The sequence below is a fragment of the Streptomyces sp. H27-D2 genome, assembly GCF_035828615.1.
Taxonomy (GTDB): domain Bacteria; phylum Actinomycetota; class Actinomycetes; order Streptomycetales; family Streptomycetaceae; genus Streptomyces.
The window spans coordinates 23579-48777 of the sequence record NZ_JAYMZR010000044.1; the positions used below are offsets into that span (position 1 = coordinate 23579).

Consider the following 25199-nt stretch of genomic DNA (forward strand, 5'->3'; position numbering starts at 1 on the left):
ACGGGCCTTGCCGGGGTCACAGGCCGCGGCCGTACGCGCGGTTCCCGAGACAGAGTTCGGACACTCCGCTCCGCAGCAGCGTGTGGACGAAGAGCAGATCCACCCCGCCCGGCGAGGCGGCCGCGATGCGGTGCGGGGTGAGCGAGTCGAAGTGCGCCGCGTCGCCCGGCTCCAGGGCGTACGAGGTGTCGCCCAGGGTGAGCTTGAGGCGGCCGGTGGTGACATACAGCCACTCCTCGCCCGGATGGACCCGTACGAGGTCGTCCTGCGGGACGTTCGGCCCCCGCGGCACATGCAGCCGCAGCGCCTGCATCGCCCGCCCCGGCGCGCCCGCCTGCCGGTACGTCCAGCCGTCGGCCTCGGAGGCGGAGGCCTCCTCGCCCCGGACGATCGGGTCCCGTTCCGGAGGCACTTCGCCGAGCAGGTCGGATACCGTTGTCCCGTAGGTACGGGCCAGCGCGAGCAGCATCGGCAACGAGGGCTGCCGCCGCCCCGTCTCCAGCCGGGACAGGTGCGCGGGTGAGAGGCCCACCCGCTGCGAAGCGGCTTCCAGCGTGAGGCCGCTGCGCCGCCGCAGGGCGCGCAGCCGAGGCGCGACGGCGGGCAGGTCGCCGGACGGTTCGGGGGACGGTTCGGCGGGGGACGAGGTCATGTCTTCCGGTATAGCCGCGTTGTGCCTCAGAGGCAAAACTTTTGCCTCTGAGGCAATTTCCGCGACTCCCGCGCATTCGCGGATCCTGTGAACTCCTGGGAAGCTTCCGTGACTTGGCATTGACATGACAGGGTCTACGCGCGTCATGCTGACCCGCATGAGAATCCCCCCACGGATCGCACGCATCGGCGCCCTCGGCGCGCTCGCCTCGTCCCTGCTCCTCGCCGGCCCCGCGATGGCCGCCACCCCCGCCGCGCCGGCGGCCCCGGTGAGCTCGGTGGCTTCGGTTGCCTCGGTGAACCACACCGCGGTGTGGAGCGCGGCCGCCGTCGGCGACATCTGCTACTCGAAGCTGCCGTCCCAGGCGCACGACACCCTCGACCTGATCAAGGCGGGCGGCCCCTACCCGTACCCGCAGGACGGCACCGTCTTCCAGAACCGGGAGCAGGTGCTGCCCTCGCAGAGCACCGGCTACTACCACGAGTTCACGGTCAAGACCCCGGGCTCCGAGGACCGCGGCGCGCGCCGCGTCGTCACCGGCGACAAGGCCCAGGAGGACTACTACACCGCCGACCACTACGCCTCGTTCGACCTGGTCGACCGCGGCTGCTGACCCGACCGGAGCCCGCCGCGCCGCCGATCGGCCGCGCGGCGGGCTCCGTCGTGACCGCCTGCGGTGACCGCCTGCGGTGACTCCGGCCACCCCGGCCCTCCCGGCGGCCTCCGGGCCGGTCGCGCCCCGGCGTGCGACCGGGCCCGGCCGGGTAACCGTTGTGAACCGGAGCCGCCCCCGGCGGGGACGTTGTCAGTGGCTGCCGATAACGTTTCGGTAGAAACTCACGTTCGGGGGAGGCAACAGTGACAAACGACCCGGAGGCGGTCACCTGCGGTGAGGCGATGCTGCTCCTGCTCGCCGAGCCAGGCGTTCCGCTGGACCGCGCCGTGAGTTTCCGGCGCTCCATCGCGGGCGCCGAGTCCAACGTCGCCGCCGGGCTGGCCCGGCTCGGGCACCGGGCCCGCTGGATCGGCCGCGTCGGCGCGGACCCGGCGGGCGAGGCGGTGCTGCGCGAGCTGCGCGCCGACGGGGTGGACGTCAGCCATGTAGAGGTGGACGAACAGGCGCCGACCGGTCTGCTGCTGCGTGACAGCCATCCGCAGCGCGCCATCGACATGCAGTACTACCGCGCCGGTTCGGCCGCCGCCCATCTCGCGCCCGGTCAGCTGCGGGCCGAGTCATTGGCGGGCGCCCGGCTGCTGCACATATCGGGGATCACCCCGATGCTCTCCTCCTCCGCCTCCGACGCCACCTGGCGGCTGATAGAGCTGGCCCGCGAAGCCGGGCTGATCGTCTGCTTCGACCCCAACGTACGGAGCAAGCTCGGCGGCGCGGCCCAGTGGGCGCAGGCGGTGGGGCCGCTGCTCCGCGAGGCGGACCTGATCCTCGCGGGTGAGGACGAACTGCGACTGCTGACCGCCAGGGACGCGGACGAGGCAGCCGCCGAGCTGCTGAGCGGCCGGGCCCGTACCGTCGTGATCAAGCGCAACGACCACTCGGCGACCGCCGTCACCGAGGCGGGCGAATGGACGCAGCCGCCGTTCCGGGTGTCGGTGGTCGACCCGGTCGGCGCGGGCGACGCCTTCGCCGCCGGCTATCTCTCCGGGTGGCTGCGCGGGCTGAGCGAGCCGGAGGCGCTCGCCGAGGCCGCGTGCGTCGCGGCGCTCGTCGTCCAGGCCCCCACCGACACGGACGGGCTGGCGACGGCCGAGGCGCGGGACCGCGCGCTCGCCGCCTTCCGGAACGGCGGCGAATCCGTGCACCGCTGAGCCGCGCGGCGAGGCAAGCCGGTCGCGGCCGGCGGCCCGGCAGCGCGCGACAGCAGACTTGACGCCCCGGCCCCCGCCGGAGCGGGCGACCGAAGACAGCTCGAAGACAAGATCGAAGAAAGGCGGCGAACTGCCGTGTTCCGCTGGGAGATCACCCAGGCCGCGCTGGCACAGCGGGTCTTCGCCATTGTCCGCAGTGGCAGCTACGACCAGGCGACCGCGACGGCCGACACCCTGCTCGCCGCCGGGATCACCAGTCTGGAGATCTCGCTGACCACGCCCTTCGCGCTGGAGGTCGTCACCACCCTGCGGCGCGAGGTGGGCGACGACGCCGTCATCGGCGCGGGCACCGTACTCGACGCCACGTCCGCCCGGATGGCCATCGACGCGGGAGCCCGTTTCCTCGTCGCGCCGAACCTCGACGCCGAGGTGATCCGCACCGCGCACCGCTACGGCATACCGGTCTTCCCCGGCGTCTCGTCCCCCACCGAGATGGTCCGGGCGATGGAGCTGGGCGCGGACGCGCTCAAGCTCTTCCCGGCCTCCTCCTACCGGCCCGAGTGGCTCAAGGACGTACGGGCGGCCCTGCCGCAGGCGGCGCTGCTGCCGACCGGGGGCGTCACCCTGGAGAACGCGCCGGCCTGGATCGCCGCCGGAGCGGTCGCCTGCGGCATGGGCTCCGCGCTGATGGAGGGCGACCGGGACACCGTCGCCAAGCGCGTCGCCGACCTCCTCGCCCGGCTCGCGGACGCCGCCCCCGAGTAGCCGCGCCGGCCCCTTCGCAGGGCGTCCCGGTCGTCCGCAAGGCTGAGGCGCGGGCGCGGCTCACCGGGTTACCGTCCGGGGACGACGACCGGAGGGCGGTAGACGTATGACGGACCGTACGACATCCCAATCCCAGCAGATAGTGGACCTGACGCCGTACGGAGCGGAGTTCACCGCCGACCCCTATCCCTGGTACGAGAAACTCCGGGCGCAGGGCCCGGTGCACCGGGTCCGCACCCCCGACGCCGGAGAGCTGTGGCTCGTCGTCGGCCATGAGGCGTCCCGCTCGGCCCTCACCGACGACCGGCTGAGCAAGGACTGGCAGTTCGCGAACATCACGGACACCACCAGCGGCGCAGCGATCAACGCCAACATGCTGGAGGCCGACCCGCCGGAGCACACCCGGCTGCGGAGGCTGGTGGCCAAGGAGTTCACCTCCCGCCGGGTCGAGGCGCTGCGGCCGCGTGTACGGGAGATCGCCGAGGAACTGCTCGACGCGATGTCGGCAGGGTCCGCGACCGGGGGCGGAGTCGCAGCTGACAGTGGCGGTGCGGCGGCGGGCCTTGTTCCCGGAGCCCGTACTCCCGGAGCCCGTACTTTCGGGAGCCGTGCCCCCGAAGCCCGGCGCGCCGACCTCGTCGACGCGTTCTGCTTCCCGCTGCCGATGACCGTCATCTGCGAACTGCTCGGCGTCCCCTCGCTGGATCGCGAAGCCTTCCGCGGCTGGTCCAACGAAATCGTCGCCCGTACCAGCCCGGAGGCCGAGGCCGAAGCCGTCCGGGAGATGGGCGCCTACCTCGTCGAACTCATCGAGGACAAGCGGTGCTCCCCGGGCGAGGACCTGATCAGCGCCCTGATCCGCACCATGGACGAGGACGGCGACCGGCTGTCGTCCGACGAACTGGTCGGCATGGCCTTCCTGCTGCTGGTCGCGGGACACGAGACGACGGTCAACCTCATCTCCAACACCGTCCGGGCGCTGCTCCAGCACCCGGAGCAACTCGCCGCGCTGCGGGCCGATATGTCGCTGGTGGACGGCGCGGTCGAGGAGACGCTGCGCTACGACGGGCCGGTCGAGACCTCGACCTACCGCTTCGCCAGGGAGCCCGTGGAGATCGGCGGCACGACCATTCCCGCCGGTGAAGCAGTCCTCGTCGCCCTCGCCTCGGCGGGCCGGGACCCGAACCGCTTCCCGGACCCCGACCGGTTCGACATCCGCCGCCCCGCCCAGGGCCATGTCGCCTTCGGCCACGGCCTGCACTTCTGCCTCGGCGCGCCGCTCGCCCGGATGGAGGCCCGCATCGCGGTCCGCGCGCTCCTGGAGCGCTGCCCCGAGCTGGCCCTCGACCTCGACCCGGCCGAGCTGGAGTGGGTGCCCGGCATGCTGATGCGCGGTGTCCGCCGACTGCCGATCCGCTGGTGAGCGCCCCCACGACGGTCGGCCTGGCCGCGCTGGGCTTACGGAGTCCGCCGTGACTGCCTCGGTGGACCGCTCGCCCGGATGGCGGCCCGCACCGCGATTCGCACGCTGCCGGAGCGCCGCCCGGACCTGACACTGGACGCGCACCCGGCCGCCCTCATCCGGCGGCCGGGCCCGCTCATCCGCGGCCCGCACGCACTGCCGGTCCGCTCCGCACCGGAGGCACGATGACCATTCGCCGCGTCGTACCCGACATCGCTTCCGACGACCTCGACGGCAGCCGGGACTTCTACGGCCTGCTGGGTTTCCAGGAGGTCATGAACCTGGGCTGGGTCATCACCCTCGCTTCGCCCGACAACCCGACGGCGCAGCTCACCCTGCTGGGCCCGGACGCCACCTCCGCCGTCCAGCCCGACCTGAGCGTCGAAGTGGACGACGTGGACGCGGTGTACGCGGCGGTGGCGGCGAGCGGCGCGGAGATCGTGCACGCGCTGCGGGACGAGCCCTGGGGCGTACGCCGGTTCTTCGTCCGGGACCCGAACGGGAAGGTGGTCAATGTCGTCAGCCACCAACGCTGACCGCAGCCGTCAGGGCTGACCGCAGCCACCAACGCTGACCGCTCCCCGCCCGGGTCAGCCCGTCGCCTTTCCGCTCACCGGGGCCAGCACGCGGGTGATCTCGGCGGTGGTCGCGCCGTGTTCGGCGAGCACGTCGGACACCACACCAGGCTGGCCGGCGAGCGCGAGCAGCAGATGCTCGCTGTCGATGGTCTTGTCGCCGCGCCCGACAGCGATCCGCAGGGTGCGCGCCAGCAGCTGCTTCGACCCCGGCGTGAACGGGCGGTGCGCCGAGCCCACCCCGAACGGCCACGGCCGCCCCGGCTTCCCGCACCCGGCCAACGCGCCCTCGCCGTGCACCTCCTCGACCCGCTGCACCACCTCCGCGACGTCGATGCCGAGGCCGGCCAGCGCCTCCGTGTCCGACAGCGACAGGCCGCCCCTGCGCTGAGCGTCGGCGAGCGCGCGCTCGATCGAGGCCCGCCGCCCGGTGACGCCGAGCGCTGTGAGCGCGGCGGTGCCCCGGGCGCCCCCGTCGTCGAGCAGCGCGAGGAGGAGGTGATCCTCCCGAACGGTGGAGTCGCCCGCCCGCTCGGCCTGCCCGACGGCGGCTTGTACGACGCGGCGAGCGTCCTTGGTGAACCTCTCGAACATCAATTCCTCCCGTGCTTCTTGTGCACTGCCTGCCTGCTGACCCCGAGTTCGTTGGCGATCTCCTGCCACGACCAGCCCTGGGCGCGTGCGCTGCGTACCTGCACGGCTTCGAGCTGCTCCACCAGACGGCGGAGCGCGGCTACGGAACGAAGTCCGACTCTGGGGTCCTGGTCTCCCGCCCGCGCGGCGAGATCGGTTGCTTCGGTCATGCTGTCAACGTACGTTGACGATCGGGAGGCGTCAACCCCAGTTGACATGTCGTGACCGGCCGGCCTGGGTAACGGCAGCAGGGGCCGCCGGCGCATCGCCGTCGGCCCCTGGGTTCGGACGCGACCCGCGGACGCGACCCGCGGACGCGACCCCGCGGACGCGACCCCGCGGGCACGGGCCCGCGGAATCGCGCGGACTACGCGGCGAAGCCCCCGTCCACGGCGATGGCCGCGCCGCTGATGTACCGCCCGCCGTCCCCCACCAGGTGGGCGACGGTGGCCGCTATGTCGGAGGGCGTGCCGTAGCGGCCGAGCGCCGTGAAGCCGTGCTGCGTCTCGGCGCTCTCGCCGTCGGCGGGGTTCATGTCGGTGTCGATGGGACCGGGGTGGATGAGGTTGACGGTGATGCCGCGCGGCCCCAGCTCGCGGGCCAGCGCGTTGGTCAGCCCGATCAGCGCGGTCTTGCTGGTCGCGTAGAGGGCGCCGCCGGGGAAGGCGACGCGCTGGGCCATGCAGCTGCCGATGTTGATGATCCGGCCGCCCTCGGTCAGGTGCGGGACGGCGGCCTGAGCGGCGATGAACGGGGCCCGCACATTGACGTCGAGGACCCGGTCCACATCCTCGGGCCCGATCCCTTCGATCGGTCCGATGACGCCCGCGCCCGCGTTGTTGACGAGGATGTCGAGCCGCCCGAACTCCGCCGCGGCCCCGTCCACGGAGGCGCGTACGGCGGCCGGATCGGCGCTGTCGGCCTGTACGGCCCACGCCCGGCGGCCCAACGCCTTGACCCGGTCGACGAGGTCGGCGGCGCGGTCCGCGCTGTGCTGATAGGTGAAGGCGACATCGGCTCCGGCCGCGGCGAGCCGCAGGACGATCGCCTCGCCGATGCCGCGGCTGCCGCCGGTCACGAGTGCGGCTCTGCCGTCGAGTACCGCGGTCATGTCGGTCTGATTCATGTGTTTGCTCGGGTGCTGGGACATGACTCGATGTTCGTTCCTCACGGGACGGGAGTCCGGCGGCAATCGGACCTCGCGTTTGCGCCGGGGGCGCGCGCTCGGAAAGGCGCGCCCCCGGCTCGCGAAAAGCGCCTCAGCCGGCCGGCGAGCCCTCAGCGCGCCCCGGCGCCCGACCCGCTCGCGCCGAGCGCGACGATCTCCGCGATCCGCACCGGCCGGTGCTCCCGCCGGGAGAGTTCGCAGGCTTCGGCGATCCGCAGCGCCGCGAGCGCTTCGTGGCCGTCGCAGGGGTTCGCCAGCTCGCCGCGCGCGACTTGGAGGAACGCCGCCAGCTCCGCTTCGTACGCGGGCGCGAACCGCTCCAGGAAGCCGGGCCAGGGCTTCTCGGGCGGGGTAGGGCCGGCGGGCTCGGCGGAGGTGATCGGGGTGCGGTCGTCGAGACCGACCGCGAGCTGGTCCAGGTCCCCGGCGAGTTCCATCCGTACGTCGTAGCCCGCGCCGTTGCAGCGGGTCGAGGTGGCGGTGGCGAGGGTGCCGTCGTCGAGGGTGAGCAGGGCCGCCGCGGTGTCCACGTCGCCCGCCGCGCGGAACATCGACGGGCCGCGGTCCGAGCCGAGCGCGTAGACCTCGACGACCTCACGCCCGGTGACCCAGCGCAGGATGTCGAAGTCGTGGACCAGGCAGTCCCGGTAGAGGCCGCCGGAGAGCGGGAGGTACGCGGCCGGGGGCGGGGCCGGGTCGGAGGTGATGGCCCGTACGGTGTGCAGCCGGCCGAGCCGGCCGGAGCGCACCGCCTCGCGGGCCGCGGTGTACCCCGCGTCGAAGCGGCGCATGAAGCCGAGCTGGAGCACGGTCCCGGCGGCCTCGACCTCGCCCAGCGCGGCGATGGTGCCCGGCAGGTCCAGCGCGATGGGTTTCTCGCAGAAGACGGGCAGCCCGGCCCGCGCGGCGAGCCCGATCAGCTCGGCGTGCGCGGAGGTCGCCGCCGCGATCACCACGGCGTCGAGTCCCAGGGGGTCGGCCGCGCCGGGCCGGTCGGGGGAGGCGAAGAGCGCCTCGACGTCGGGCGCGGCGGTCGCGCCGATGAGGGAGGCGACCTCCGCCGCCCGCGAGGTGTCCGCGTCCGCGACGACGAGGCCGGTCACGTCTGGGTGACGGAGCAACGCTTCCGCGTGGAAAGAGCCGATCCGTCCGGTTCCGATGAGTCCGATACGCATAGCGACAAACTTCGCCGCAGGACCGGCATCCTGTCAATGGTTTGTCCTGACAACCTGACTACTGGACTTTCCGTCATCAGCCCATGCCGATACGCTCACGGCGTGGTGAAGCACGGGAACGGCACAGACTCCCTCGGCTCCGCGCGGCCTTCCGGCTCCGCGGGGGCCCTCCGGCTCGGCGTGGACCGCAGCAGCCCGGTGCCGCTGTACTTCCAGCTGTCCCAACAGCTCGAAGCCGCGATCGAACAGGGCGAGCTCGCCCCCGGCAGCCTGCTCGGCAACGAGATCGATCTCGCCGGCCGGCTCGGACTGTCCCGTCCCACCGTCCGGCAGGCCATCCAGTCGCTGGTCGACAAGGGCCTGCTGGTGCGCCGCCGGGGCGTCGGCACCCAGGTGGTGCACAGCCAGGTCAAGCGTCCGCTCGAACTCTCCAGCCTTTACGACGACCTCGAATCCGCAGGCCAGCGCCCCACCACTCGGGTGCTGCGGAACACCACCGAAGCGGCGGGCGCCGAGATCGCCGCCGCGCTCGGCGTCACGGAGGGCGCGGAGGTGGCGCTGATCGAGCGGCTGCGGATGGCCCACGGCGAGCCGATGGCGTTCCTGCGCAACCACCTGCCGGTCGGGCTGATCCCGCTCGACGCCGGGGAGCTGGAGGCGACCGGCCTCTACCGGCTGATGCGCCACGCGGGCATCACCCTGCACAGCGCCCGGCAGACGGTCGGGGCCCGCGCCGCCGGCGCCGACGAGGGCGAGCGGCTGGGCGAACCGGCCGGCGCGCCGCTGCTGACGATGCAGCGCGTGACCTTCGACGACACCGGTCGCGCGGTCGAGTTCGGCTCGCACGTCTACCGCGCTTCGCGCTACTCCTTCGAGTTCCAGCTGCTCGTACGCCCCTGAGCTTCGCCCTGATACGCCCCGGTATCGACCGGTTTTCAGGGGCGCTCCGGGCCTTGGTTCGTCATAATGTTCGGACAAAGTCTTGACGGCGTACCGCACGCCCGGTTAGAACTCCCCCAGTCGCAATCCGGCGGCTCGGGAGAGGAGGTGGTCCACCATGGCCACCATCACGCGCAGGCGCACAGCTGGTGTGGTTCGCACGGCCCGGCCGGCCCGTACGGCAGCGGTGCTCGCGCTGGCGTTCGCGCTGGCCGCCGCCGGGTGCAGCGGCTCCGGCGGCAAGGACTCCGAGGACAAAGCGGACGGCGGCGGCGCCAAGGGCAAGGGCGTCGGCACGCCCCGGATGACCATCGCGATGGTCACCCACTCGGGTGAGGGCGACACCTTCTGGGACATCGTCCAGAACGGCGCGGAGCAGGCCGCCGCGAAGGACAACGCGAAGTTCCTGTACTCCAACGACAAGGAGGCGCAGCAGCAGGCGCAGCTCGTCCAGGCGGCGATCGACCAGAAGGTCGACGGGCTGATCGTCACGCTCGCCAAGCCCGGCGCGATGAAGGCCGTCGTCGCCAAGGCGGTGAAGGCCGGCATCCCGGTGGTCACGGTCAACTCCGGCGGCCAGTACTCCAAGGGGTTCGGCGCGCTGACCCACATCGGCCAGGACGAGGCGGTGGCCGGCGAGGCGGTCGGCGCGGAGCTGGACGCCCGGGGCCGCAAGAAGGCGCTGTGCGTCATCCACGAGCAGGGCAACGTCTCGCTGGAGGACCGCTGCGCGGGCGTGAAGAAGGGCTTCGACGGGTCCACCCAGATCCTCAACGTCGAGGGCACCGACATGCCCTCGGCCCAGTCCTCCATCGAGGCGAAGCTCCAGGCGGACAAGTCGATCGACGCCGTCGTCACCCTCGGCGCGCCGTTCGCCGCCGCGTCCGTCAAGGCGAAGAACGGGGCCGGCAGCAAGGCCGAGATCGACACCTTCGACCTCAACGCCGAGGTGGTCAAGGGGCTCAAGGCCAAGGAGGTCGGCTTCGCCGTCGACCAGCAGCCGTATCTGCAGGGCTATGAGGCGGTCGACCTCCTCTGGCTCCAGAAGTACAACGCCAATGTCATCGGCGGTGGCAAACCGGTGCTCACCGGTCCCGCGATCGTCACGGAGAAGGATGTGCCGAAGCTTGAGAAGTACACCGCCCGAGGAACCCGATGAGTTCCCGGCGAACAGCGGTGACGGATACTTGGGCGGCCGGGCCCGGTCTTCCGCCGCCCACCCGTACCGAAACGCACAGCCGTACCGATCACAGCCGTACCGATACGCACGGCCGTACCGAAACGCGCAGTCAGAAGGGCAAGTCCTCGTGGCAAGGGTTCGAACAGGGGTACGCGCCGTGAGCGCCGTGCTGGCAGCGGTGGTCGTCACGTCCCTGGCGGGGTGCAGCAGCACCGGCGGCAAGCGCGCCGAGGAACGGGCGGAGCAGGCCACCCAGGGGCGGGCCGCGGTGAACACGCCGAAGTGGACGGTGGCCATGGTCACCCACTCGGGCGACGGGGACACCTTCTGGGACATCGTGCAGAAGGGCGCCAAGCAGGCCGCCGCCAAGGACAACATCAACTTCTTGTACGCGCATGACAAGGAGGCACAGCAGCAGGCGCAGCTCGTCCAGTCGTACATCGACCAGAAGGTCGACGGGCTGATCGTCACGCTCGCCAAGCCCGGCGCGATGAAGGCCGTCGTCGCCAAGGCCGAGAAGGCCGGCATCCCGGTGATCACGGTCAACTCCGGCTCCGCGGAGTCCAAGGAGTTCGGCGCGCTCAGCCACATCGGCCAGGACGAGACCATCGCGGGCGAGGCGGTCGGCGACGAGCTGAACAAGCGCGGCAAGAAGAAGGCCGTGTGCGTGCTGCACGAGCAGGGCAACGTCGGCCACGAGCAGCGCTGCGACGGGGCGAAGAAGACCTTCAAGGGCACGATGCAGAACCTCTACGTCGAGGGCACCAACATGCCCGACGTCGAGGCGTCCATCGAGTCCAAGCTCCAGTCCGACAAGTCGATCGACGCCGTCGTCACCCTCGGCGCGCCGTTCGCCCCCACCGCCGTCAAGGCCAAGGAGCAGGCGGGCAGCAAGGCCGAGATCGACACCTTCGACCTCAACGAGCAGGTCGCCCAGGACCTCGACGCGGGCGATCTCGGCTTCGCCGTCGACCAGCAGCCGTACCTCCAGGGATACGAGGCGGTCGACCTGCTCTGGCTCCACAAGTACAACTCGGACGTCCTCGGCGGCGGCAAGCCGGTCCTCACCGGCCCGCAGGTCATCACCGAGAAGGACGCCTCCGAGCTGGCGAAGTACACGAAGCGGGGCACCCGATGAGCGCCGACGCGACGCTGCTGGACGAACGGCTGCTGCACCGCTCGTACCTGCACCGCCTGATGGGCCGCCCGGAACTGGCCTCGATCGTCGGCGCCGCGGCCGTCTTCATCTTCTTCTCGATCATCGCGGACAGCTTCCTGCAGGCCTCCAGCCTCAGCACCGTGCTCTACGCGGCCTCGACGTACGGGATCATGGCCGTCCCCGTCGCGCTGCTGATGATCGGCGGCGAGTTCGACCTCTCCACCGGCGTGATGGTCACCTCGTCCGCGCTGATCTCCTCGATGATCAGCTACCAGATGACGGCGAACGTCTGGGTGGGCGTGGCGCTCTCGCTGCTCATCACGCTGGCCATCGGCTTCTTCAACGGCCTGCTGCTGACCCGCACCAAGCTGCCGAGCTTCATCATCACCCTCGCCACCTTCCTGATGCTGACCGGTCTGAACCTGGGCTTCACCAAGCTCATCAGCGGCACGGTCTCCACCAAGAGCATCGGCGACATGGAGGGCTTCGACTCGGCCCGCTCGCTGTTCGCCTCGCATCTGACCATCGGCGGCGTCGACCTCCAGATCACCATCCTGTGGTGGGCGGTGCTCGTCGCGGTCGCCACCTGGGTCCTGCTGCGCACCCGCGCGGGCAACTGGATCTTCGCGGTCGGCGGCGGCTCGGAGGCGGCCCGCGCGGTCGGCGTCCCGGTCAACAAGACCAAGATCGGGCTCTATCTGGCGGTGGCCTTCGCCGCCTGGGTCTCCGGCCAGCACCTGCTGTTCTCGTACGACTCGATCCAGTCGGGCGGCGGCGTCGGCAACGAGCTGCTCTACATCATCGCGGCCGTCATCGGCGGCTGTCTGATGACCGGCGGGTACGGCTCGGCGATCGGGTCGGCCGTCGGCGCGTTCATCTTCGGCATGACCAGCAAGGGCATCGTGTACGCGCAGTGGAACCCGGACTGGTTCAAGTTCTTCCTCGGGGCGATGCTGCTGCTCGCCACGCTGCTCAACGCATGGGTCCGCAAGCGTGCGGAGGCATCCAAGTGACCACATCCCCGGACACCGTCCCGGAAGCCGCCCCGGCCGCGCCGCCGCTGGTCGAGCTGAGCGGCGTCAGCAAGTTCTACGGCAACATCAAGGCCCTCGAAGACGTCAGCCTGGAGGTGCACGCGGGCGAGATCACCTGCGTGCTCGGTGACAACGGCGCGGGCAAGTCCACCCTCATCAAGATCATCTCTGGGCTGCACCGGAACGACACCGGCAGCTTCACCATCGAGGGCGAGGAGGCCAAGCTCGGCTCCCCCCGCGCGGCGCTCAACCGGGGCATCGCCACCGTCTACCAGGACCTCGCGGTCGTCGCCCTGATGCCGGTCTGGCGCAACTTCTTCCTGGGCTCCGAACCCACCAAGGGCAAGGGACCGCTGCGCCGGCTCGACGTCGACAGGATGCGCAGGACCACCCGGAGCGAGCTGCTCCGGATGGGCATCGACCTGCGTGACGTCGACCAGCCGATCGGCACCCTCTCCGGCGGCGAGCGGCAGTGCGTGGCCATCGCCCGCGCCGTCTACTTCGGCGCCAAGGTGCTGGTCCTGGACGAGCCCACGGCCGCGCTCGGCGTCAAGCAGTCGGGCGTCGTGCTCAAGTACGTCGCGGCGGCCCGGGACGCGGGTCTCGGCGTGGTGCTGATCACCCACAACCCGCACCACGCCTACCTCGTCGGCGACCGCTTCATCCTGCTCAAGCGCGGCGCGATGGCCGGCAGCCACGCCAAGTCCGAGATCACCCTGGACGAGCTGACCCGGCAGATGGCGGGCGGCAGCGAGCTGGAGGAGCTGAGCCACGAACTGGCGCGGGCACCGGCCCCCGACCACCTCGGAGGACACCCCGAGAGCTGAGGGCGGGGGGCGCGGAGGGGACGGAGGGGACGGAAGGGGCGGGCGGAGCGGAGCCGACAAGCGGCTGCCGCAGCGGGCCGCCGCCCCCTCCGTCCCCTCCGGTCACTCCCTCCGCGCTTCGCCCCACCCGCCACCGCCGTGCGCCCGAGCACACCAGTGGGGCACAATCGGCCGTGACGACCGCCCCCCGAGGCCCTCCGCGGCCTCCCGAGATCCACCAGGGACCGATGAGTACGTACCGCGAGCTGGCTCACCGGGGATCCGCCCGGGCCACCGTCCTGCGCACGATCGGCACCCGCGAGCGCCGCTCGCACCTCACCGCACCCCGGGTGCCCACCGTCGGCATCGACATCGGCGGCACCAAGGTCGCCGCGGGAGTCGTCGACGCCGACGGCAACATCCTGGAACAGCTGCGCACCGAGACGCCCGACAAGTCCAAGAGCCCCAAGGTCGTCGAGGACACCATCGTCGAGCTGGTCCTGGACCTCTCGGACCGGCACGACGTGCACGCCGTGGGCATCGGCGCGGCCGGTTGGGTCGACGCGGACCGCTCCCGGGTGCTGTTCGCCCCGCACCTGTCCTGGCGCGACGAGCCGCTGCGGGACGCGCTGGCGGCCCGGCTCGCGGTGCCCGTGCTGGTCGACAACGACGCCAACAGCGCGGCCTGGGCCGAGTGGCGCTTCGGCGCCGGGCGTGACGAGGAGGACCTCGTCATGATCACCCTCGGTACCGGCATCGGCGGCGCCATCCTGGAGGACGGCCAGGTCAAACGCGGTCGCTTCGGCGTCGCGGGCGAGTTCGGCCATATGCAGGTCGTCCCCGGCGGCCACCGCTGCCCGTGCGGCAACCGCGGCTGCTGGGAGCAGTACAGCTCCGGCAACGCCCTGGTGCGCGAGGCCCGCGAGCTGGCCGCGGCCGACTCCCCGGTCGCCTACGAGCTCATCAAGCAGGTCAACGGCAACATCTCGGAGATCACCGGACCGCTGATCACCGAACTCGCCCGCAAGGGCGACCCGATGTGCATCGAACTGCTCCAGGACATCGGCCAGTGGCTCGGCATCGGCATCGCCAACCTCGCCGCCGCCCTCGATCCCGCCTGCTTCGTCATCGGCGGCGGCGTCAGCGCGGCCGACGACCTGCTGATCGGCCCGGCCAGGGAGGCCTTCCGGCGCAATCTCACCGGCCGCGGCTACCGGCCCGAAGCCCGCATCCTCAAGGCCGAACTCGGCAACGAGGCCGGCCTCGTCGGCGCCGCCGACCTGGCCAGGCTCGTCGCCCGCCGCTTCCGCCGCGCCAACCGCCGCCGGGTCGAGCGCTACGAGCGCTACGCGCAGGCGGGCCGCCGATGACCCCGGCCGACCACACCTCCGACAACGGCGCGCCGGACGGCCCCGACGCCGGCGACGGCTCCGCGGGCCGCGACTCCGGCGGCCGCGGCGGGGGCGAGCGCAACGGCTCCGCCTCCGACGGCTCCGGTGGCGCGGAGCGCCCCGCCGTGCCCAGGCAGCCGCAGCGCGCGGACAGCCCCGACGCACTGCCGCCGGGCGAGGAGCCGCAGCGCCCGCCCCGCCGCTGGCTCACCGCGCTGATCATCTTCCTGCTGATCGCGGTGCCGGCCGGCTATCTGCTGATCTCCGTCCAGCAGAGCCGCGACAGCGGCCGGGACAAGGAGACCAAGGCGTCCGCCGACGGCCTCGCCCCGGGCTGGCCCACCAAGGTCCAGCGCCGCATCTACGACATGCCGATCCCGCGCTACTCCGACGACGTCGCGTTCTACGAGACGAACTCCTGGGCCGACAGCTCGCTGTACGTGCAGTTCATCACGTCCCCGGTGGGCCTCGACCGCTTCCTGCGGCTGTCCGGCGCCGACGCTTCCACGCTGAAGCGGGGCGGGAACACCATCACCGCGAAGCAGGCCGCGGCGGTCGGCTGGAAGCTCGGCTCGGGCAAGGACTGGAAGGGTACGGTCTTCCGGCAGAAGGGCGCCGAGCCCGACCTCCAGATCACCGTGGACTACCACAACCCCCGGCACCCCAAGGCCTACATCATCTCGACGGCCGCGTTCTGACGCACAGCCGCCCGGCGCCGCCCGAAGCCCGCTCCGGGCACCCCCGGGCGGCCCCGGGACGCCGCCCCGGCCCCCGGCGGCCCGCACCGCGCCCGCCGCCCGAGCACGGCGCGCGCGCACCCGTACGCGCCCCCCGCGGCCGGCCCCAGGGGAGGCGTCCGGCCGACCCGGATGCGGAACCCCCGCCCGAAGGCGGTTACCGTGACCCGGTGAGCGAGCAGAAGACCCTTCAGCACCGGATAGACGGCCCCGACGACGCGCCCGTCCTCGTCCTCGGCGCCTCGCTGGGCACCACCTGGCACATGTAGGCGGAACCGTCTTCTGACGTCCACGGGGTCCGAAACAGTGCTGTTTGCGTAGACGGGGTCCTTGTGGTCCGGGTGCGTCAATGGTGTTCGTGACTCGCATGTGACAGATCAGGCGATGCAGAACCCCCGCTGGCTCGCCCCAGCAGGGGGTTCTGTGACGTGCGGAGTCGGGTTCGCCCGGTGGCCTTGGGGTCTGCCAGGGGCGGGTGCGATCGGGGCGCGGCCAGGAAGTCGATGGTCGGGTCGAGCGTCGCGGATGCGCATGCCGGGCGGAGGTCTCGCCGTACCGGACGGCGGCCTCCTCGTCCCGTCAGTCGCTTTTCGTCACTGCGACCCAGCGGCCACGAGCGTCGCGGTGATGGGTTTGAGCTCGGTGACCAGCTCGTCGAGTTCGGCTGCTGAGGCGCGAGCGGGCTGTTCCTTGGCGTTGCCCTCACGTGAAGTGCGCAAGTTAGATCAACGCCGCAATCTTCGCCACACAGTGATCTCGCTGCGCTCCTGAGCAACCCACACCGGGGCCCCGAACGTCTTGTCCTGTATCCATCTCAGCGCCGCAACAGGGCTGAGCATCCTCAAGGCCGATCGCCACTTCGACGTTTGACGGGCCTGCCAGTACTCGTTCTGCCGACGTACTGTCCCCAGCTTCCCTGCGGGTGCTGGTGCGAGCAGGGGGACCAGATCACGTTGGCTCGGATTTCTGAAAGTTGGCAGAATGTAGACCATCCCCCCTCCCGCCTGGCTGGCCTGCGGCGAAGGGTGAGAATTGATCCGAGCGCCATTGCAGCACAAGCTCACCTTCACCTCTTCGAGCCTCAGCCGGACAGATTGCAACGCCCGAAATAGGTCGTCACCATCCGCCTCGAAAGACCCTTCGGTGCTCCCGATCACTGCCACACGCCATGGCGGTTCCGTCGAAGTATGGACAACCCACTCATCCACTCCGCTAGGCGTACACACTGTCACCAGAGTCTTATCCATTGGGTCTGCGTCCTGAATTCTCGATCACTTCTCCAGTTGGCTGACCCCACTCCCAGCGCCTTGCCTTAGTGATCATTGATGGGTCGATTCCATTCGGGAAGATGATCTCCCTCTCGGCCCGGAATACGTAACTCCAGGGAAGAACCTTATTGACTCTGATCCCCGGTCCCGGGTTGCTGATCTCGTAGACCCAGGTCTTTCCCTTGGCGTGCTGGGGAACATCGCTCCGAGGGACTCTCGATCGCTCGTTCCAACCCAGGCGGACGGAGTATTGTTTCGCCCATAGTCGTGAATGTCGGCATTGCTTCCCTTTGACTTAAATCCCTCAGGGAACACCGCACTAGGATGCCTGTCATCTCCGCGGTAGACCCGACGCAGATTAACGATAGCTCGTGGGTCGACATCAATATTGGAGAAGGGGTTGACCTTTGGAGCTTTGAGCGCGCCCAGGCCAGGGATCACGCTACCGAGTGCGCCCCCTGCGGCTCCGAGGAGAAGGTCTGCTGGGCTGGTGGGTTGGCACTGGACCGACAGATGCGCGGCGTTCTCCGCGCCGACGTGGCCGTCCGGCCAGATCTCGGGGTCGGAGTTGGCCGCCGCGAGGCCGAGGACGACGCAGTCGCCGGGCCGGATCTGCCGCCCGCCGAGCGTGGTGTCCCGGGTGGCCCAGCGGCCGATGAAGGTCTGGGTCGGGGTGTCGCGCCACAGCACCTCGTTGAGCGCCTGGTCGACGCTGAGGCGGCCCCCGGAGACGTTCAGGGCGAAGCGCTCGTCGGTCAGGAGCAGCCGCAGCGAGTTGCAGATCCAATTGGCGGTCGGCTGCTGGGCGGCGGCGATCACGGAGATGAGGTCCTGCACGATCTCCTCGTCGGCCAGGCCCGCCGGGTGGTCGAGCATCCGCGAGGTGACGTCCGAACCGGGCTGCTCCTTCTTCTCCCGGAGCAGCGCGTGCACCCGCTCGCCCAGCCGACCGTTCCGCGTGCGCCGTCGCCCACGCACGCGGTGCCACCCGGGCCATTCTGGAATCCCTCGGGCAGCCGCAGATCGCGCTCGAGGACGCCGAGACCGTCTTCTGGTCGTCTCCGAACTCGTCACCAACGCCGCGCGTCACGGCGGCCGTACCTTCACGCTCCGCCTGACCGCCGACCCCGACACCATCGAGGTCGCCGTCGTCGACGCCAGTCCGCAGGCACCGCGCATGCGCACCCCCGACCGTTGCGGCGGCACGGGAGGCTTCGGCTGGCACATGGTCAACCACCTCGCCCGCGCCACCTCGGTAACCCGTCGGCCCTCCGGCGGAAAGACGGTAAGTGCCTTCCCCGTCCGGCACCGCTAAGCCGGCAGTGCCGGTGGCCAGGAGTAGTAATCACTCAGCGTTGAGAGGAGCCGTGCGGACGGCAGCAGGCACCCTTACGCGGCTTGGGTGAGTGCGTAGCCCGGTGAGGGCTGTTGCCAAGTCCCATGCGTTGGGACCGTACCTTACGCGAGAAATGCACTAATTTACCCTTACGGGGGGTGTTGCCCAACCTATATGAGTCAACGTCAAGAGACCTGCTGGTCAAGCGTATTGAGGGGCTCCGGCAGTCCCGCCGCCGAATTTCAGCTGCGATTGACGTCACTACCGCTGGGGCTCCTTGCTCGGGTCCTTCCCATTTGTGGGGCCTGCGCGGTGCGCCACGGTGGCTGCGACGCACGGGAGTACTGCCGCCGGACGCCTTCCAACGGGCCACGACCGCACCGCCGAGGTAGTCCGGGATCTCGTTCTCGCCGAAGCTGTCATCCGCATCTGAGGGGGCGTTTGTTTCCGCTGTGCCAGCTTCCGTCGCCCACCCAGAAGGACTTGTCGCCGTCGGTAGTCAGAGGCCCCTGTGCAGAGACGCCGAAGAGGGAGGGGTTGCCCCGTCGCCGCCTGTCACGCCGGAGAACGCCACCACTGCGTGGTCCTTGTTGCTCTTCGACGTCATCAGCAGCTCCGTCACCCCGTCCACGGTGGCGTCCTGACCCGACGTCGGGAGCTTGACCCGCGCCCCGGTCAAGGTCACGGCACCGGTCTTCAGGTCGCGGGCGACGACTTGGGTGGACTTCCGTCCTCGGCGTCCTTGCGGAAGAGCACCGCCTTGGCGTGCGGTGCGTAGACCGGGTCGCTCAGTCCTTCCGATTCCTTGGCCCAGCCGTTGGTGGCGTCGTACACAGGGGGCAGTTTCTGCTTGTGTGCCGCGGGTGCTGTGCCGTTGGGATCCTTGCCGTTGGCGTCGCCCCAGCCGCAGCCCGCTACACCCAGCAGCAGCGACAACACCGCCGCCCTGAAGCGGATCACGGCCGAATGGGGGTGGCCCGGCCGAACCCTCGTCGGCGCCGAGGCCGCCGAGGCGGCATGGCTCCTGGTACAGCACGCCGACGGCGACCCGGACTTCCAGGCGCACGCCCTCGACCTGCTCGACGACGCCGTGTACCTCGGCGAGGCCGAACCCCGCCACTTCGCACACCTCACCGACCGCACCCGCATCGCCCAAGGCCAACCACAGCTCTACGGCACGCAGTACAGAAACGACGAACAGGGCTTACGCCCCCACACCGTTGCAGCGACCGCCACGGCCAGTCGTCACCAGACCAATCCCCACGGGCCTGACAACGCAGTGCGCGGCCTTATCGGCCACGCAGTCGCAGACTGACACCGCTACAGAGTTGGTTGTCTCGGCAAACTCCGTGGCGCCGAAGAGCCGCGGACCGCGGCGCCTGGGCAGCAGGAGGTCCCGTGCAGCGCCGACCCGGCGTACTCCATCGTCGGCAGGCTGGGATGGGCTGGACGTCGCGGTTGGGTTCCGATCTGGGCTCCGGTGTGCAAACGTCTTCATCTCCAGTACCACATGCCGTCAACGGAAGTCACCTCTCCGCTTCTTCGCCATGGCTGGTTATGATCGGCACCCCACACCCCGCCAAAGCCGAATCAGACTTCCCCCAGTCCGTACCCCCGGACTGCGTCCGGTCCGGCTGTTGGGCCGTTCCCGCTGCTTTCCCCGTTCCCGAGGGCTGATGTCTCCCATAGAACCCGAAGACCCACGAGGGCAGTCGACGACTCGTCGGCGGCGTACCGTGCACCTGCGCACTATGCTCATTTGGCTGGCAATCGTCCCTATTCTGGCGATGAGTGCCCAAGTGGCCGTGACCGTACAGCGGTTGCTGGACCAGTCGGAGCACCTGCGCGCCGATGTGGCAGCTGGTGAGCACATCGACGTACCCCTGTCCAGGCTGATGGCCGACGTACAAGCTGAGCGGACGGCGACCGCCGCACGGTGGGCGGGTGGCTCCGTGTCCCACGACGAGCTGCGCGACCAGCGCGCAGCCACGGACCGGGCCGCGGACGACTTCCTCCGGTCGGCGGACAGAGCTCTGGCGACGACCGAGCACGAGGAGGAGCGTTACCTCTCGGAGCTGAAGAGCAGCCTCACGGACCTGGCCGCGTACCGCGAGCGCACGGACGCCCACAGCGGAGGCGCGGAACGGACGATTGGCTACTACTCCGAACTCATCGAAGCCATGATCCGGGTGTACCAGAACGAGTTCAGCCACGCGGAAGACGCCGAGCTCATCCAGCAGAGCGGCACGGTCGTCACGGTGTTCACGGTGTCCGAGATGGTGGCGCGCGAGACCACCCTCCTTGAGTTGGCCGGGCCGTCCAGGCGGCTGAGCCCCTCCGGGTTCGCCGAATTCGTCAACTCCGTCGGATCCCAGCGGTACCAGTACGACGAGTGGGTCGCGCCGTATCTGACGGCCAAGGACAAAGCGGCCTACGACCAGATCATCGCCTCGGACGCCTGGAAGACGAAGGTCCGCATCGAGGACGCGGTCATCTCCGACCACCAGAACATCGAGTCCGGCATCAAGCTACCCAAGGAGACCGACGCCTGGCGGCCCGCGTATGACAAGTTCGCGGCGCGCCTTGACGCGCTCAACGTGGAACAGTCGCGGGCACTACTCGCGCACGCCGACGCCAAGGCCACGCAGCTGGAGACCGAGGTCATCTGGCTGATCGTCGGAAACGGCGCCGCCCTCCTCGCCGTCGCGGCCGTCATCGTGCTCACCACGCGCTCCGTGCTCCGCCGCCTGCGCGGTCTGCACCAACGCACGGTGGTCATCGCTGAGGACACGCTGCCGGATGTCGTGTCCCGACTCCAGCGCGGACAGCCCGTCGACGACGACGCGCTGCCCGCGGTGAGCGGAGAGCAGGACGAGGTCGGACGTATCAGCGACGCGTTCGCCCGGGTCGTATCCGTATCCGTCGACGGGCATGCGCAGCTCGCGGCCGAGCGTCATGGCTTCGGGATGTTCGCCGCGGGCATCGCCTCGCGCACCGGAAACCTGGTCAGCCGCCAGTTGACCCTCACCGACGAACTGCAGGACACCTTCGGTCACGACAAGGAGCTGCTCGCCCAGTTGATGCGATCTGACCAATTGACGGTGGGTATGCGTCGCCAGATCGAGAACCTGCTCATCCTGGCGGGTGGCGAGATCCCCGATCCGCACATCGAGCCCATGCGCGTCGCCGACCTGCTGCGCGAAGCCGCCGCGGAAGTCGAGGACTTCCGGCGGATCGAGCGCCAGGCCCTGGACGAGATCAGCGTGGCACCGCGGGTGATCAGCGAGATCAGCCACCTCCTCGCGGAGCTGCTTGACAACGCCACCCGGTTCTCCCCGCCGAAGTCGAAGGTGGTCGTACGGGCTGAACTGGTGACAGACGGCCTTTCGATCGAGGTCGAGGACCGCGGGCCTCGGGTGACCGCCGCAACCTACGAGGAGATGAACGGGCGTCTGCACTCGGCGCCGCCGTACTCCGTCCTCGCGGAGAACGCGCACCGGCTCGGACTCTTCGTGGTCGGCCACCTCACCGAACAGCTCCGCGCCAAGGTGACGCTGCGCCGCTCGGTATACGGGGGTACGTCGGCCGTGGTGATCCTTCCCAAGGACCTCCTGATACCAACCGAACCGGTCCGGGCGGGAAAGGCAGCGCCGCGCATGTCGGCGCCGTCCACCCCGGCGCCGAGCCCCCGCGAAGAGGGCAAACCCGAGCTGGTCCTGCACACGAAGACCGAGCTGCCCAACCGTAGAACGCGAGAGGGCTCGCCCGAGCGGCCGGTGGAGAGTAAGTCTCCGGTCCCTCCCTTGACACGGGACGGTGACGCGAAGCCGGCCCTCCCCGAGCGGGTCCCGCAGGCCCACATCGCCGAGCAGCTCCGCGCGCCCCGCGCACCGGAGACTGCCGTTGATCAGGACGCGGCGACACCCGAAGAGGTGGCCGACGCCTGGGCGGACTACGAGCACGGGACCCAGTCAGTGGAAGAAGAGCTGCGACAGGATCAGCCATGACGACAACGAACGACATGATCTACAGCGTCCTGGACAACAACCTGAACAGGATCGCCGGCATCCAGGGAGCCGTACTCCTGTCCAACGACGGGATCAAGCTCAGCTCGTACCAGCTGGAGCGGGACCAGGCGGAGCGCATAGCCGCCGCGTCCTCCGGCATCGCGGCCACCATGAAGGCGATATCCAGGGAGGTCGACGGCGGCCGGGTAATCCGCCAGCTGGTCGAGATGGACGACAGCTATCTCTGCATCGTCGGGTGCGGGGAGGGCAGCACGCTCATCGTGGTGACCTCCCGCAAGGCGCGGCTCGGGGAACTGGGCGGCGAGGCCGTGCGAACCGCCCAGGCGCTCGGTGAGTGGCTGAGTACGCCTGACCGCAGCCAGGCGCAGCCGTCGTAATGGCGGACGAGCCCGGTCCGCGACAGGACGGCCGCCGCCGTACGCGCCTGTACGCCCTGACCGATGGTCGTACGGCGGCTATCCACACCGTCCTCACCATGGACACCACGATCACGGCGGTGGCCGTCCCGGACGGCCACGACGGTCTGCCCACCGAGTGGCAGGCCATCCTCGCCATGTGCCCGCCGCCGGGCGGCCTGGCGGTCGCCGAGATCGCGGCGCGCATGCGCATCCGCCTCACTCCGATGACGCTTCTTCTCGGCGAACTCGCGGATCGGGGGCTGATCGAACACCGGCCGCCCCTGGAAGGGGCCGAGACCACCAATGTCCACCTGCTCATGAAAATCAGGGACAACCTTGCCCGGATATGACACCCCTGCCCAGGAAGCGGACCCCGTCAAGATCCTCATCGCTGGGGGATTCGGCGTCGGCAAGACGACCCTGGTCGAGACGGTCTCCGAGATCGAGCCTTTGCGCACCGAGGAACGGCTGACGAGCGCGGGCGTCGGCGTCGACGACCTCGACGGCATCGAGTCCAAGGCGGTCACGACCGTCGCGATGGACTTTGGCCGCCTCACCCTCACCGACGCACAGGTCGTCCTCTACCTGTTCGGCACACCAGGCCAGGAGCGCTTCTGGTTCATGTGGGACGACTTGCTGAACGGGGCACTCGGGGCGATCGTCCTTGTCGACACACGACGCCTCGACCGCGGCTTCCCAGCCGTCGACTTCTTCGAGAACCGAGGGCTTCCGTTCGTGGTCGGCGCGAACTGCTTCCACGGCGAACAGCCGTACACCGCCGAGGAGATCGGGGCGGCACTGCATCTGCGTGACCCGAACACACCCGTCCTCATGCTCGATGCTCGCTCCCGTGACGACGCGCGCGGTGCGCTGCTCTCGCTTCTGGACCTGCTCATTGCCAAGGCGGGGGCCGTGGCGACCGGCTGACACAGGCGATGCGCGCGAGGCGCTGTGGCGAAGCGCTCGGCGGTACGGCGGGACAGATCTTGTTCACCGTGTGGTGCTCAAGCTCTGTTGTTGGGCGGGACCTAGGAAGGTTTCCCGGTGAGTCACGCCGAACCTCGTACGTGCCATCACACTCGATGCTGTATCCCGAATCGCCCGGGGGCGTGATCAAGGGGGCAAGCCTTGATCCTAGCGACTGAGGGAGAGCACAGCCCGGAGGACCTACTGTCCATACGGTCACGAGTGCACGCCGCGTCTCGGCAGCGCCGGAGCGGGGCGAGGCCCGCTAGTTCCACCCCGGCGATGTGACATCTCGTGACAGATGAGAGGATCAGGCGAGTGAGTGAGACACCGAAGAGCACCCTGCAATACCGCTTTGACGGGCCAGAAGACGCCCCAGTCCTGATCCTGGGTCCCTCGCTGGGCACCACCTGGCACATGTGGGACCGGCAGATCCCCGAGCTGACCCGCCACTGGCGGGTCCTGCGCTACGACCTGCCCGGCCACGGCGGCGCGCCCGCGCACCCGGCCGCGGCCGTCGGCGGCCTCGCCGACCGGCTGCTCGCCACGCTCGACTCGCTCGGCATCGAGCGCTTCGGCTACGCGGGCTGCTCGATCGGCGGCGCGATCGGCGCGGAACTGGCACTGCGCCACCCCCACAGGGTCGCCTCGCTCGCCCTGATCTCCACCTCCGCCCGCTTCGGCACCGCCGACTCCTTCCGGCAGCGCGGCGTGGTCGTGCGGACGAACGGACTCGACCCGATCGCGCGCAGCGCGCCCGAACGCTGGTTCACCACCGCGTTCGCCGCCGCCCAGCCCGCCATCGTCGAGTGGTCCGTGCAGATGGTGCGCACCACCGACCCCGGCTGCTACATCGCAGCCTGCGAGGCGCTCGCCGCCTACGACATACGCAACGAGCTGAGCCGGATCAGCGTGCCGACCTTGGTCCTGGTCGGCGCGGACGACCCGGTGACCCCGCCCGCCGACGCCCGGGTGCTCGTCGCCGGCATCCCCGACGCCCGGCTGGCACTCGTCCCCGCGACCTCGCACCTGGCCCCCGTCGAGCAGCCCGCGGCAGTCACCGACCTGCTCATCCGGCACCTCACCACCGCCTGGCAGGCCGCCCCCGTAAACGTCGGCCCGCCGCCGGCCGCGATCACCGCGCCGGCCCCCAAGCCCGTACTGAGCCCGCCGCCGCCCCCCGCCGCGCCCCCCGCCGAGATCGAGGCGCGGCCCGTCGCCGTCGGGGCGGCCCGCCCCGACGCGTACGAGCAGGGCATGAAGGTACGCCGCGAGGTGCTCGGCGACGCACACGTGGACCTCGCCGTCGCGGACGCCGACGACTTCACCGACGGCTTCCAGGACTTCATCACCCGCTACGCGTGGGGCGAGGTCTGGAGCAGACCGGGGCTCGACCGGCGGACCCGCAGCGTCATCACCATCACCGCGCTCGTCGCCCGCGGACACCTCGACGAGTTGGCCTTCCACACCCGCGCCGCGCTGCGCAACGGCCTGACGCCCGCCGAGATCCAGGAAATCCTGATGCAGAGCGCCGTGTACTGCGGGGTGCCGGCCGCCAACTCGGCGTTCGTGGTGGCCCAGCGCGTCATCCGGGAAGAGACCACACCCGAGGCGTAACCGGGTGCCGGGGGTGAAGAATGGGGCGTGCACGGATCCGCGGCGGACCGTCGCCCCAGCGGGGTGACGTCCGGCCGGGCCGCGCG

General features: G+C 70.4%; 28 protein-coding genes and 3 pseudogenes. 21 read left to right on the forward strand and 10 right to left on the reverse strand.

Annotation, left to right across the window (positions count from 1 at the left end; all coding sequences use genetic code 11):
• Nucleotides 1-16: 16 nt before the first annotated feature.
• Entirely contained in the window at nt 17-652 is a 636-nt protein-coding gene (locus QMK28_RS18160) for a helix-turn-helix domain-containing protein (RefSeq protein WP_326439158.1), read from the reverse strand.
• A gap of 157 nt (nt 653-809) precedes the next feature.
• Between QMK28_RS18160 and QMK28_RS18165 the strand changes: the two genes are divergently transcribed.
• From QMK28_RS18165 to QMK28_RS18190, 6 genes are all read left to right on the forward strand, one after another.
• Nucleotides 810-1265 (forward strand): ribonuclease, encoded by a 456-nt coding sequence (locus tag QMK28_RS18165; protein WP_326439160.1) that lies wholly within the window; start codon nt 810-812, stop codon nt 1263-1265.
• A gap of 284 nt (nt 1266-1549) precedes the next feature.
• Complete coding sequence (locus QMK28_RS18170) at nt 1550-2476, forward strand: sugar kinase (protein ID WP_326439215.1); 927 nt, start codon at nt 1550-1552, stop codon at nt 2474-2476.
• Nucleotides 2477-2611: 135 nt separating this feature from the next.
• Entirely contained in the window at nt 2612-3241 is a 630-nt protein-coding gene (locus tag QMK28_RS18175) for a bifunctional 4-hydroxy-2-oxoglutarate aldolase/2-dehydro-3-deoxy-phosphogluconate aldolase (RefSeq protein ID WP_326439162.1), read from the forward strand.
• 106 nt (nt 3242-3347) lie between these two features.
• Nucleotides 3348-4664, forward strand: a complete 1317-nt coding sequence (locus QMK28_RS18180) for a cytochrome P450 family protein (protein WP_326439164.1) — start codon at nt 3348-3350, stop codon at nt 4662-4664.
• A 78-nt stretch (nt 4665-4742) separates the two neighbouring features.
• Nucleotides 4743-4892 carry a hypothetical protein gene (locus QMK28_RS18185; RefSeq protein ID WP_326439166.1) on the forward strand — a complete coding sequence of 50 codons (150 nt, stop codon included), beginning with the start codon at nt 4743-4745 and terminating at the stop codon, nt 4890-4892.
• A complete protein-coding gene (locus QMK28_RS18190) occupies nt 4889-5239 on the forward strand; it encodes a VOC family protein (RefSeq protein ID WP_326439168.1) in 351 nt (116 codons plus the stop codon). Before QMK28_RS18185 ends, QMK28_RS18190 begins: the two co-directional genes overlap by 4 nt.
• A gap of 54 nt (nt 5240-5293) precedes the next feature.
• Here the strand turns inward: QMK28_RS18190 and QMK28_RS18195 are convergent, their stop codons facing one another.
• The 4 genes from QMK28_RS18195 to QMK28_RS18210 form a co-directional block, all read right to left on the reverse strand.
• Nucleotides 5294-5872 carry a Clp protease N-terminal domain-containing protein gene (locus QMK28_RS18195; RefSeq protein ID WP_326439170.1) on the reverse strand — a complete coding sequence of 193 codons (579 nt, stop codon included), beginning with the start codon at nt 5870-5872 and terminating at the stop codon, nt 5294-5296.
• Nucleotides 5872-6081, reverse strand: coding sequence for an HTH domain-containing protein (locus QMK28_RS18200; RefSeq protein WP_326439172.1), 210 nt, complete (start codon nt 6079-6081; stop codon nt 5872-5874). Before QMK28_RS18200 ends, QMK28_RS18195 begins: the two co-directional genes overlap by 1 nt.
• 197 nt (nt 6082-6278) lie before the next feature.
• Nucleotides 6279-7061 carry an SDR family NAD(P)-dependent oxidoreductase gene (locus QMK28_RS18205; protein WP_326439174.1) on the reverse strand — a complete coding sequence of 261 codons (783 nt, stop codon included), beginning with the start codon at nt 7059-7061 and terminating at the stop codon, nt 6279-6281.
• A 128-nt stretch (nt 7062-7189) separates the two neighbouring features.
• Nucleotides 7190-8254, reverse strand: coding sequence for a Gfo/Idh/MocA family protein (locus tag QMK28_RS18210; RefSeq protein ID WP_326439176.1), 1065 nt, complete (start codon nt 8252-8254; stop codon nt 7190-7192).
• Between the two features lie 180 nt (nt 8255-8434).
• On the opposite strand from QMK28_RS18210, the gene QMK28_RS18215 reads away from it, so the two are divergent.
• From QMK28_RS18215 to QMK28_RS18250, 8 genes are all read left to right on the forward strand, one after another.
• The gene (locus QMK28_RS18215) at nt 8435-9154 is read left to right on the forward strand and encodes a GntR family transcriptional regulator (RefSeq protein ID WP_326439216.1); all 720 of its coding nucleotides are present in this window, start codon (nt 8435-8437) and stop codon (nt 9152-9154) included.
• Between the two features lie 157 nt (nt 9155-9311).
• Nucleotides 9312-10352 (forward strand): substrate-binding domain-containing protein, encoded by a 1041-nt coding sequence (locus QMK28_RS18220; protein WP_326439178.1) that lies wholly within the window; start codon nt 9312-9314, stop codon nt 10350-10352.
• A gap of 148 nt (nt 10353-10500) precedes the next feature.
• Nucleotides 10501-11511, forward strand: coding sequence for a sugar ABC transporter substrate-binding protein (locus QMK28_RS18225; RefSeq protein ID WP_443050760.1), 1011 nt, complete (start codon nt 10501-10503; stop codon nt 11509-11511).
• Nucleotides 11508-12545 (forward strand): ABC transporter permease, encoded by a 1038-nt coding sequence (locus QMK28_RS18230; RefSeq protein WP_326439182.1) that lies wholly within the window; start codon nt 11508-11510, stop codon nt 12543-12545. Before QMK28_RS18225 ends, QMK28_RS18230 begins: the two co-directional genes overlap by 4 nt.
• On the forward strand, nt 12512-13393 hold the full coding sequence (locus tag QMK28_RS18235; protein WP_326439184.1) for an ATP-binding cassette domain-containing protein: 882 nt from the start codon (nt 12512-12514) through the stop codon (nt 13391-13393). The genes QMK28_RS18230 and QMK28_RS18235 overlap by 34 nt, the downstream gene beginning before the upstream one ends.
• A 227-nt stretch (nt 13394-13620) precedes the next feature.
• A complete protein-coding gene (locus QMK28_RS18240; protein ID WP_326439186.1) occupies nt 13621-14742 on the forward strand; it encodes an ROK family glucokinase in 1122 nt (373 codons plus the stop codon).
• Nucleotides 14739-15461 carry a hypothetical protein gene (locus tag QMK28_RS18245; protein ID WP_326439188.1) on the forward strand — a complete coding sequence of 241 codons (723 nt, stop codon included), beginning with the start codon at nt 14739-14741 and terminating at the stop codon, nt 15459-15461. The genes QMK28_RS18240 and QMK28_RS18245 overlap by 4 nt, the downstream gene beginning before the upstream one ends.
• A 209-nt stretch (nt 15462-15670) precedes the next feature.
• Entirely contained in the window at nt 15671-15769 is a 99-nt protein-coding gene (locus QMK28_RS18250; protein ID WP_326439189.1) for a 3-oxoadipate enol-lactone hydrolase, read from the forward strand.
• Nucleotides 15770-16093: 324 nt separating this feature from the next.
• On the opposite strand, the gene QMK28_RS18255 is transcribed toward QMK28_RS18250, so the two are convergent.
• The 4 genes and pseudogenes from QMK28_RS18255 to QMK28_RS18260 all read right to left on the reverse strand — a co-directional run.
• On the reverse strand, nt 16094-16219 hold the full coding sequence (locus QMK28_RS18255) for a hypothetical protein (protein WP_326439190.1): 126 nt from the start codon (nt 16217-16219) through the stop codon (nt 16094-16096).
• Nucleotides 16220-16739: 520 nt separating this feature from the next.
• Nucleotides 16740-17006: a scabin-related ADP-ribosyltransferase gene (locus QMK28_RS34315; RefSeq protein WP_443050762.1), complete on the reverse strand. Its 267-nt coding sequence runs from the start codon at nt 17004-17006 to the stop codon at nt 16740-16742.
• Nucleotides 16988-17209, reverse strand: a pseudogene (locus tag QMK28_RS34320) (scabin-related ADP-ribosyltransferase); the annotation flags it as partial. The pseudogene QMK28_RS34320 and the gene QMK28_RS34315, both read right to left, overlap by 19 nt.
• A gap of 66 nt (nt 17210-17275) precedes the next feature.
• Nucleotides 17276-17716 (reverse strand): annotated as a pseudogene (locus tag QMK28_RS18260) (cytochrome P450); the annotation flags it as partial.
• Nucleotides 17717-17718: 2 nt separating this feature from the next.
• Here QMK28_RS18260 and QMK28_RS18265 point away from each other — a divergent pair.
• Nucleotides 17719-18083, forward strand: a pseudogene (locus QMK28_RS18265) (ATP-binding protein); the annotation flags it as partial.
• Between the two features lie 717 nt (nt 18084-18800).
• Here QMK28_RS18265 and QMK28_RS18270 read toward each other — a convergent pair.
• On the reverse strand, nt 18801-18938 hold the full coding sequence (locus tag QMK28_RS18270; RefSeq protein WP_326439191.1) for a hypothetical protein: 138 nt from the start codon (nt 18936-18938) through the stop codon (nt 18801-18803).
• 55 nt (nt 18939-18993) lie between these two features.
• On the opposite strand from QMK28_RS18270, the gene QMK28_RS18275 reads away from it, so the two are divergent.
• The 6 genes from QMK28_RS18275 (at nt 18994) to pcaDC (ending at nt 25113) form a co-directional block, all read left to right on the forward strand.
• The gene (locus QMK28_RS18275; RefSeq protein WP_326439193.1) at nt 18994-19419 is read left to right on the forward strand and encodes a DUF6624 domain-containing protein; all 426 of its coding nucleotides are present in this window, start codon (nt 18994-18996) and stop codon (nt 19417-19419) included.
• A 472-nt stretch (nt 19420-19891) separates the two neighbouring features.
• On the forward strand, nt 19892-22111 hold the full coding sequence (locus tag QMK28_RS18280) for a sensor histidine kinase (protein ID WP_326439195.1): 2220 nt from the start codon (nt 19892-19894) through the stop codon (nt 22109-22111).
• Nucleotides 22108-22509, forward strand: a complete 402-nt coding sequence (locus QMK28_RS18285; protein WP_326439197.1) for a roadblock/LC7 domain-containing protein — start codon at nt 22108-22110, stop codon at nt 22507-22509. Before QMK28_RS18280 ends, QMK28_RS18285 begins: the two co-directional genes overlap by 4 nt.
• Nucleotides 22509-22880, forward strand: coding sequence for a DUF742 domain-containing protein (locus tag QMK28_RS18290; protein ID WP_326439199.1), 372 nt, complete (start codon nt 22509-22511; stop codon nt 22878-22880). Before QMK28_RS18285 ends, QMK28_RS18290 begins: the two co-directional genes overlap by 1 nt.
• On the forward strand, nt 22867-23457 hold the full coding sequence (locus tag QMK28_RS18295; RefSeq protein WP_326439201.1) for a GTP-binding protein: 591 nt from the start codon (nt 22867-22869) through the stop codon (nt 23455-23457). The genes QMK28_RS18290 and QMK28_RS18295 overlap by 14 nt, the downstream gene beginning before the upstream one ends.
• 357 nt (nt 23458-23814) lie before the next feature.
• Complete coding sequence (gene pcaDC, locus QMK28_RS18300; RefSeq protein ID WP_326439203.1) at nt 23815-25113, forward strand: bifunctional 3-oxoadipate enol-lactonase/4-carboxymuconolactone decarboxylase PcaDC; 1299 nt, start codon at nt 23815-23817, stop codon at nt 25111-25113.
• Nucleotides 25114-25199: the final 86 nt, after the last annotated feature.

What these genes read in the sequence shown, in the direction of transcription:
- QMK28_RS18160 (WP_326439158.1), bottom strand. Translation starts at nt 652, where the DNA reads ATGACCTCGTCCCCCGCCGAACCGTCCCCCGAACCGTCCGGCGACCTG.
- QMK28_RS18165 (WP_326439160.1), top strand. Translation starts at nt 810, where the DNA reads ATGAGAATCCCCCCACGGATCGCACGCATCGGCGCCCTCGGCGCGCTC.
- QMK28_RS18170 (WP_326439215.1), top strand. Translation starts at nt 1,550, where the DNA reads ATGCTGCTCCTGCTCGCCGAGCCAGGCGTTCCGCTGGACCGCGCCGTG.
- QMK28_RS18180 (WP_326439164.1), top strand. Translation starts at nt 3,348, where the DNA reads ATGACGGACCGTACGACATCCCAATCCCAGCAGATAGTGGACCTGACG.
- QMK28_RS18185 (WP_326439166.1), top strand. Translation starts at nt 4,743, where the DNA reads ATGGCGGCCCGCACCGCGATTCGCACGCTGCCGGAGCGCCGCCCGGAC.
- QMK28_RS18190 (WP_326439168.1), top strand. Translation starts at nt 4,889, where the DNA reads ATGACCATTCGCCGCGTCGTACCCGACATCGCTTCCGACGACCTCGAC.
- QMK28_RS18195 (WP_326439170.1), bottom strand. Translation starts at nt 5,872, where the DNA reads ATGTTCGAGAGGTTCACCAAGGACGCTCGCCGCGTCGTACAAGCCGCC.
- QMK28_RS18200 (WP_326439172.1), bottom strand. Translation starts at nt 6,081, where the DNA reads ATGACCGAAGCAACCGATCTCGCCGCGCGGGCGGGAGACCAGGACCCC.
- QMK28_RS18205 (WP_326439174.1), bottom strand. Translation starts at nt 7,061, where the DNA reads ATGTCCCAGCACCCGAGCAAACACATGAATCAGACCGACATGACCGCG.
- QMK28_RS18210 (WP_326439176.1), bottom strand. Translation starts at nt 8,254, where the DNA reads ATGCGTATCGGACTCATCGGAACCGGACGGATCGGCTCTTTCCACGCG.
- QMK28_RS18220 (WP_326439178.1), top strand. Translation starts at nt 9,312, where the DNA reads ATGGCCACCATCACGCGCAGGCGCACAGCTGGTGTGGTTCGCACGGCC.
- QMK28_RS18230 (WP_326439182.1), top strand. Translation starts at nt 11,508, where the DNA reads ATGAGCGCCGACGCGACGCTGCTGGACGAACGGCTGCTGCACCGCTCG.
- QMK28_RS18235 (WP_326439184.1), top strand. Translation starts at nt 12,512, where the DNA reads ATGGGTCCGCAAGCGTGCGGAGGCATCCAAGTGACCACATCCCCGGAC.
- QMK28_RS18240 (WP_326439186.1), top strand. Translation starts at nt 13,621, where the DNA reads ATGAGTACGTACCGCGAGCTGGCTCACCGGGGATCCGCCCGGGCCACC.
- QMK28_RS18245 (WP_326439188.1), top strand. Translation starts at nt 14,739, where the DNA reads ATGACCCCGGCCGACCACACCTCCGACAACGGCGCGCCGGACGGCCCC.
- QMK28_RS18280 (WP_326439195.1), top strand. Translation starts at nt 19,892, where the DNA reads ATGAGTGCCCAAGTGGCCGTGACCGTACAGCGGTTGCTGGACCAGTCG.
- QMK28_RS18285 (WP_326439197.1), top strand. Translation starts at nt 22,108, where the DNA reads ATGACGACAACGAACGACATGATCTACAGCGTCCTGGACAACAACCTG.
- QMK28_RS18290 (WP_326439199.1), top strand. Translation starts at nt 22,509, where the DNA reads ATGGCGGACGAGCCCGGTCCGCGACAGGACGGCCGCCGCCGTACGCGC.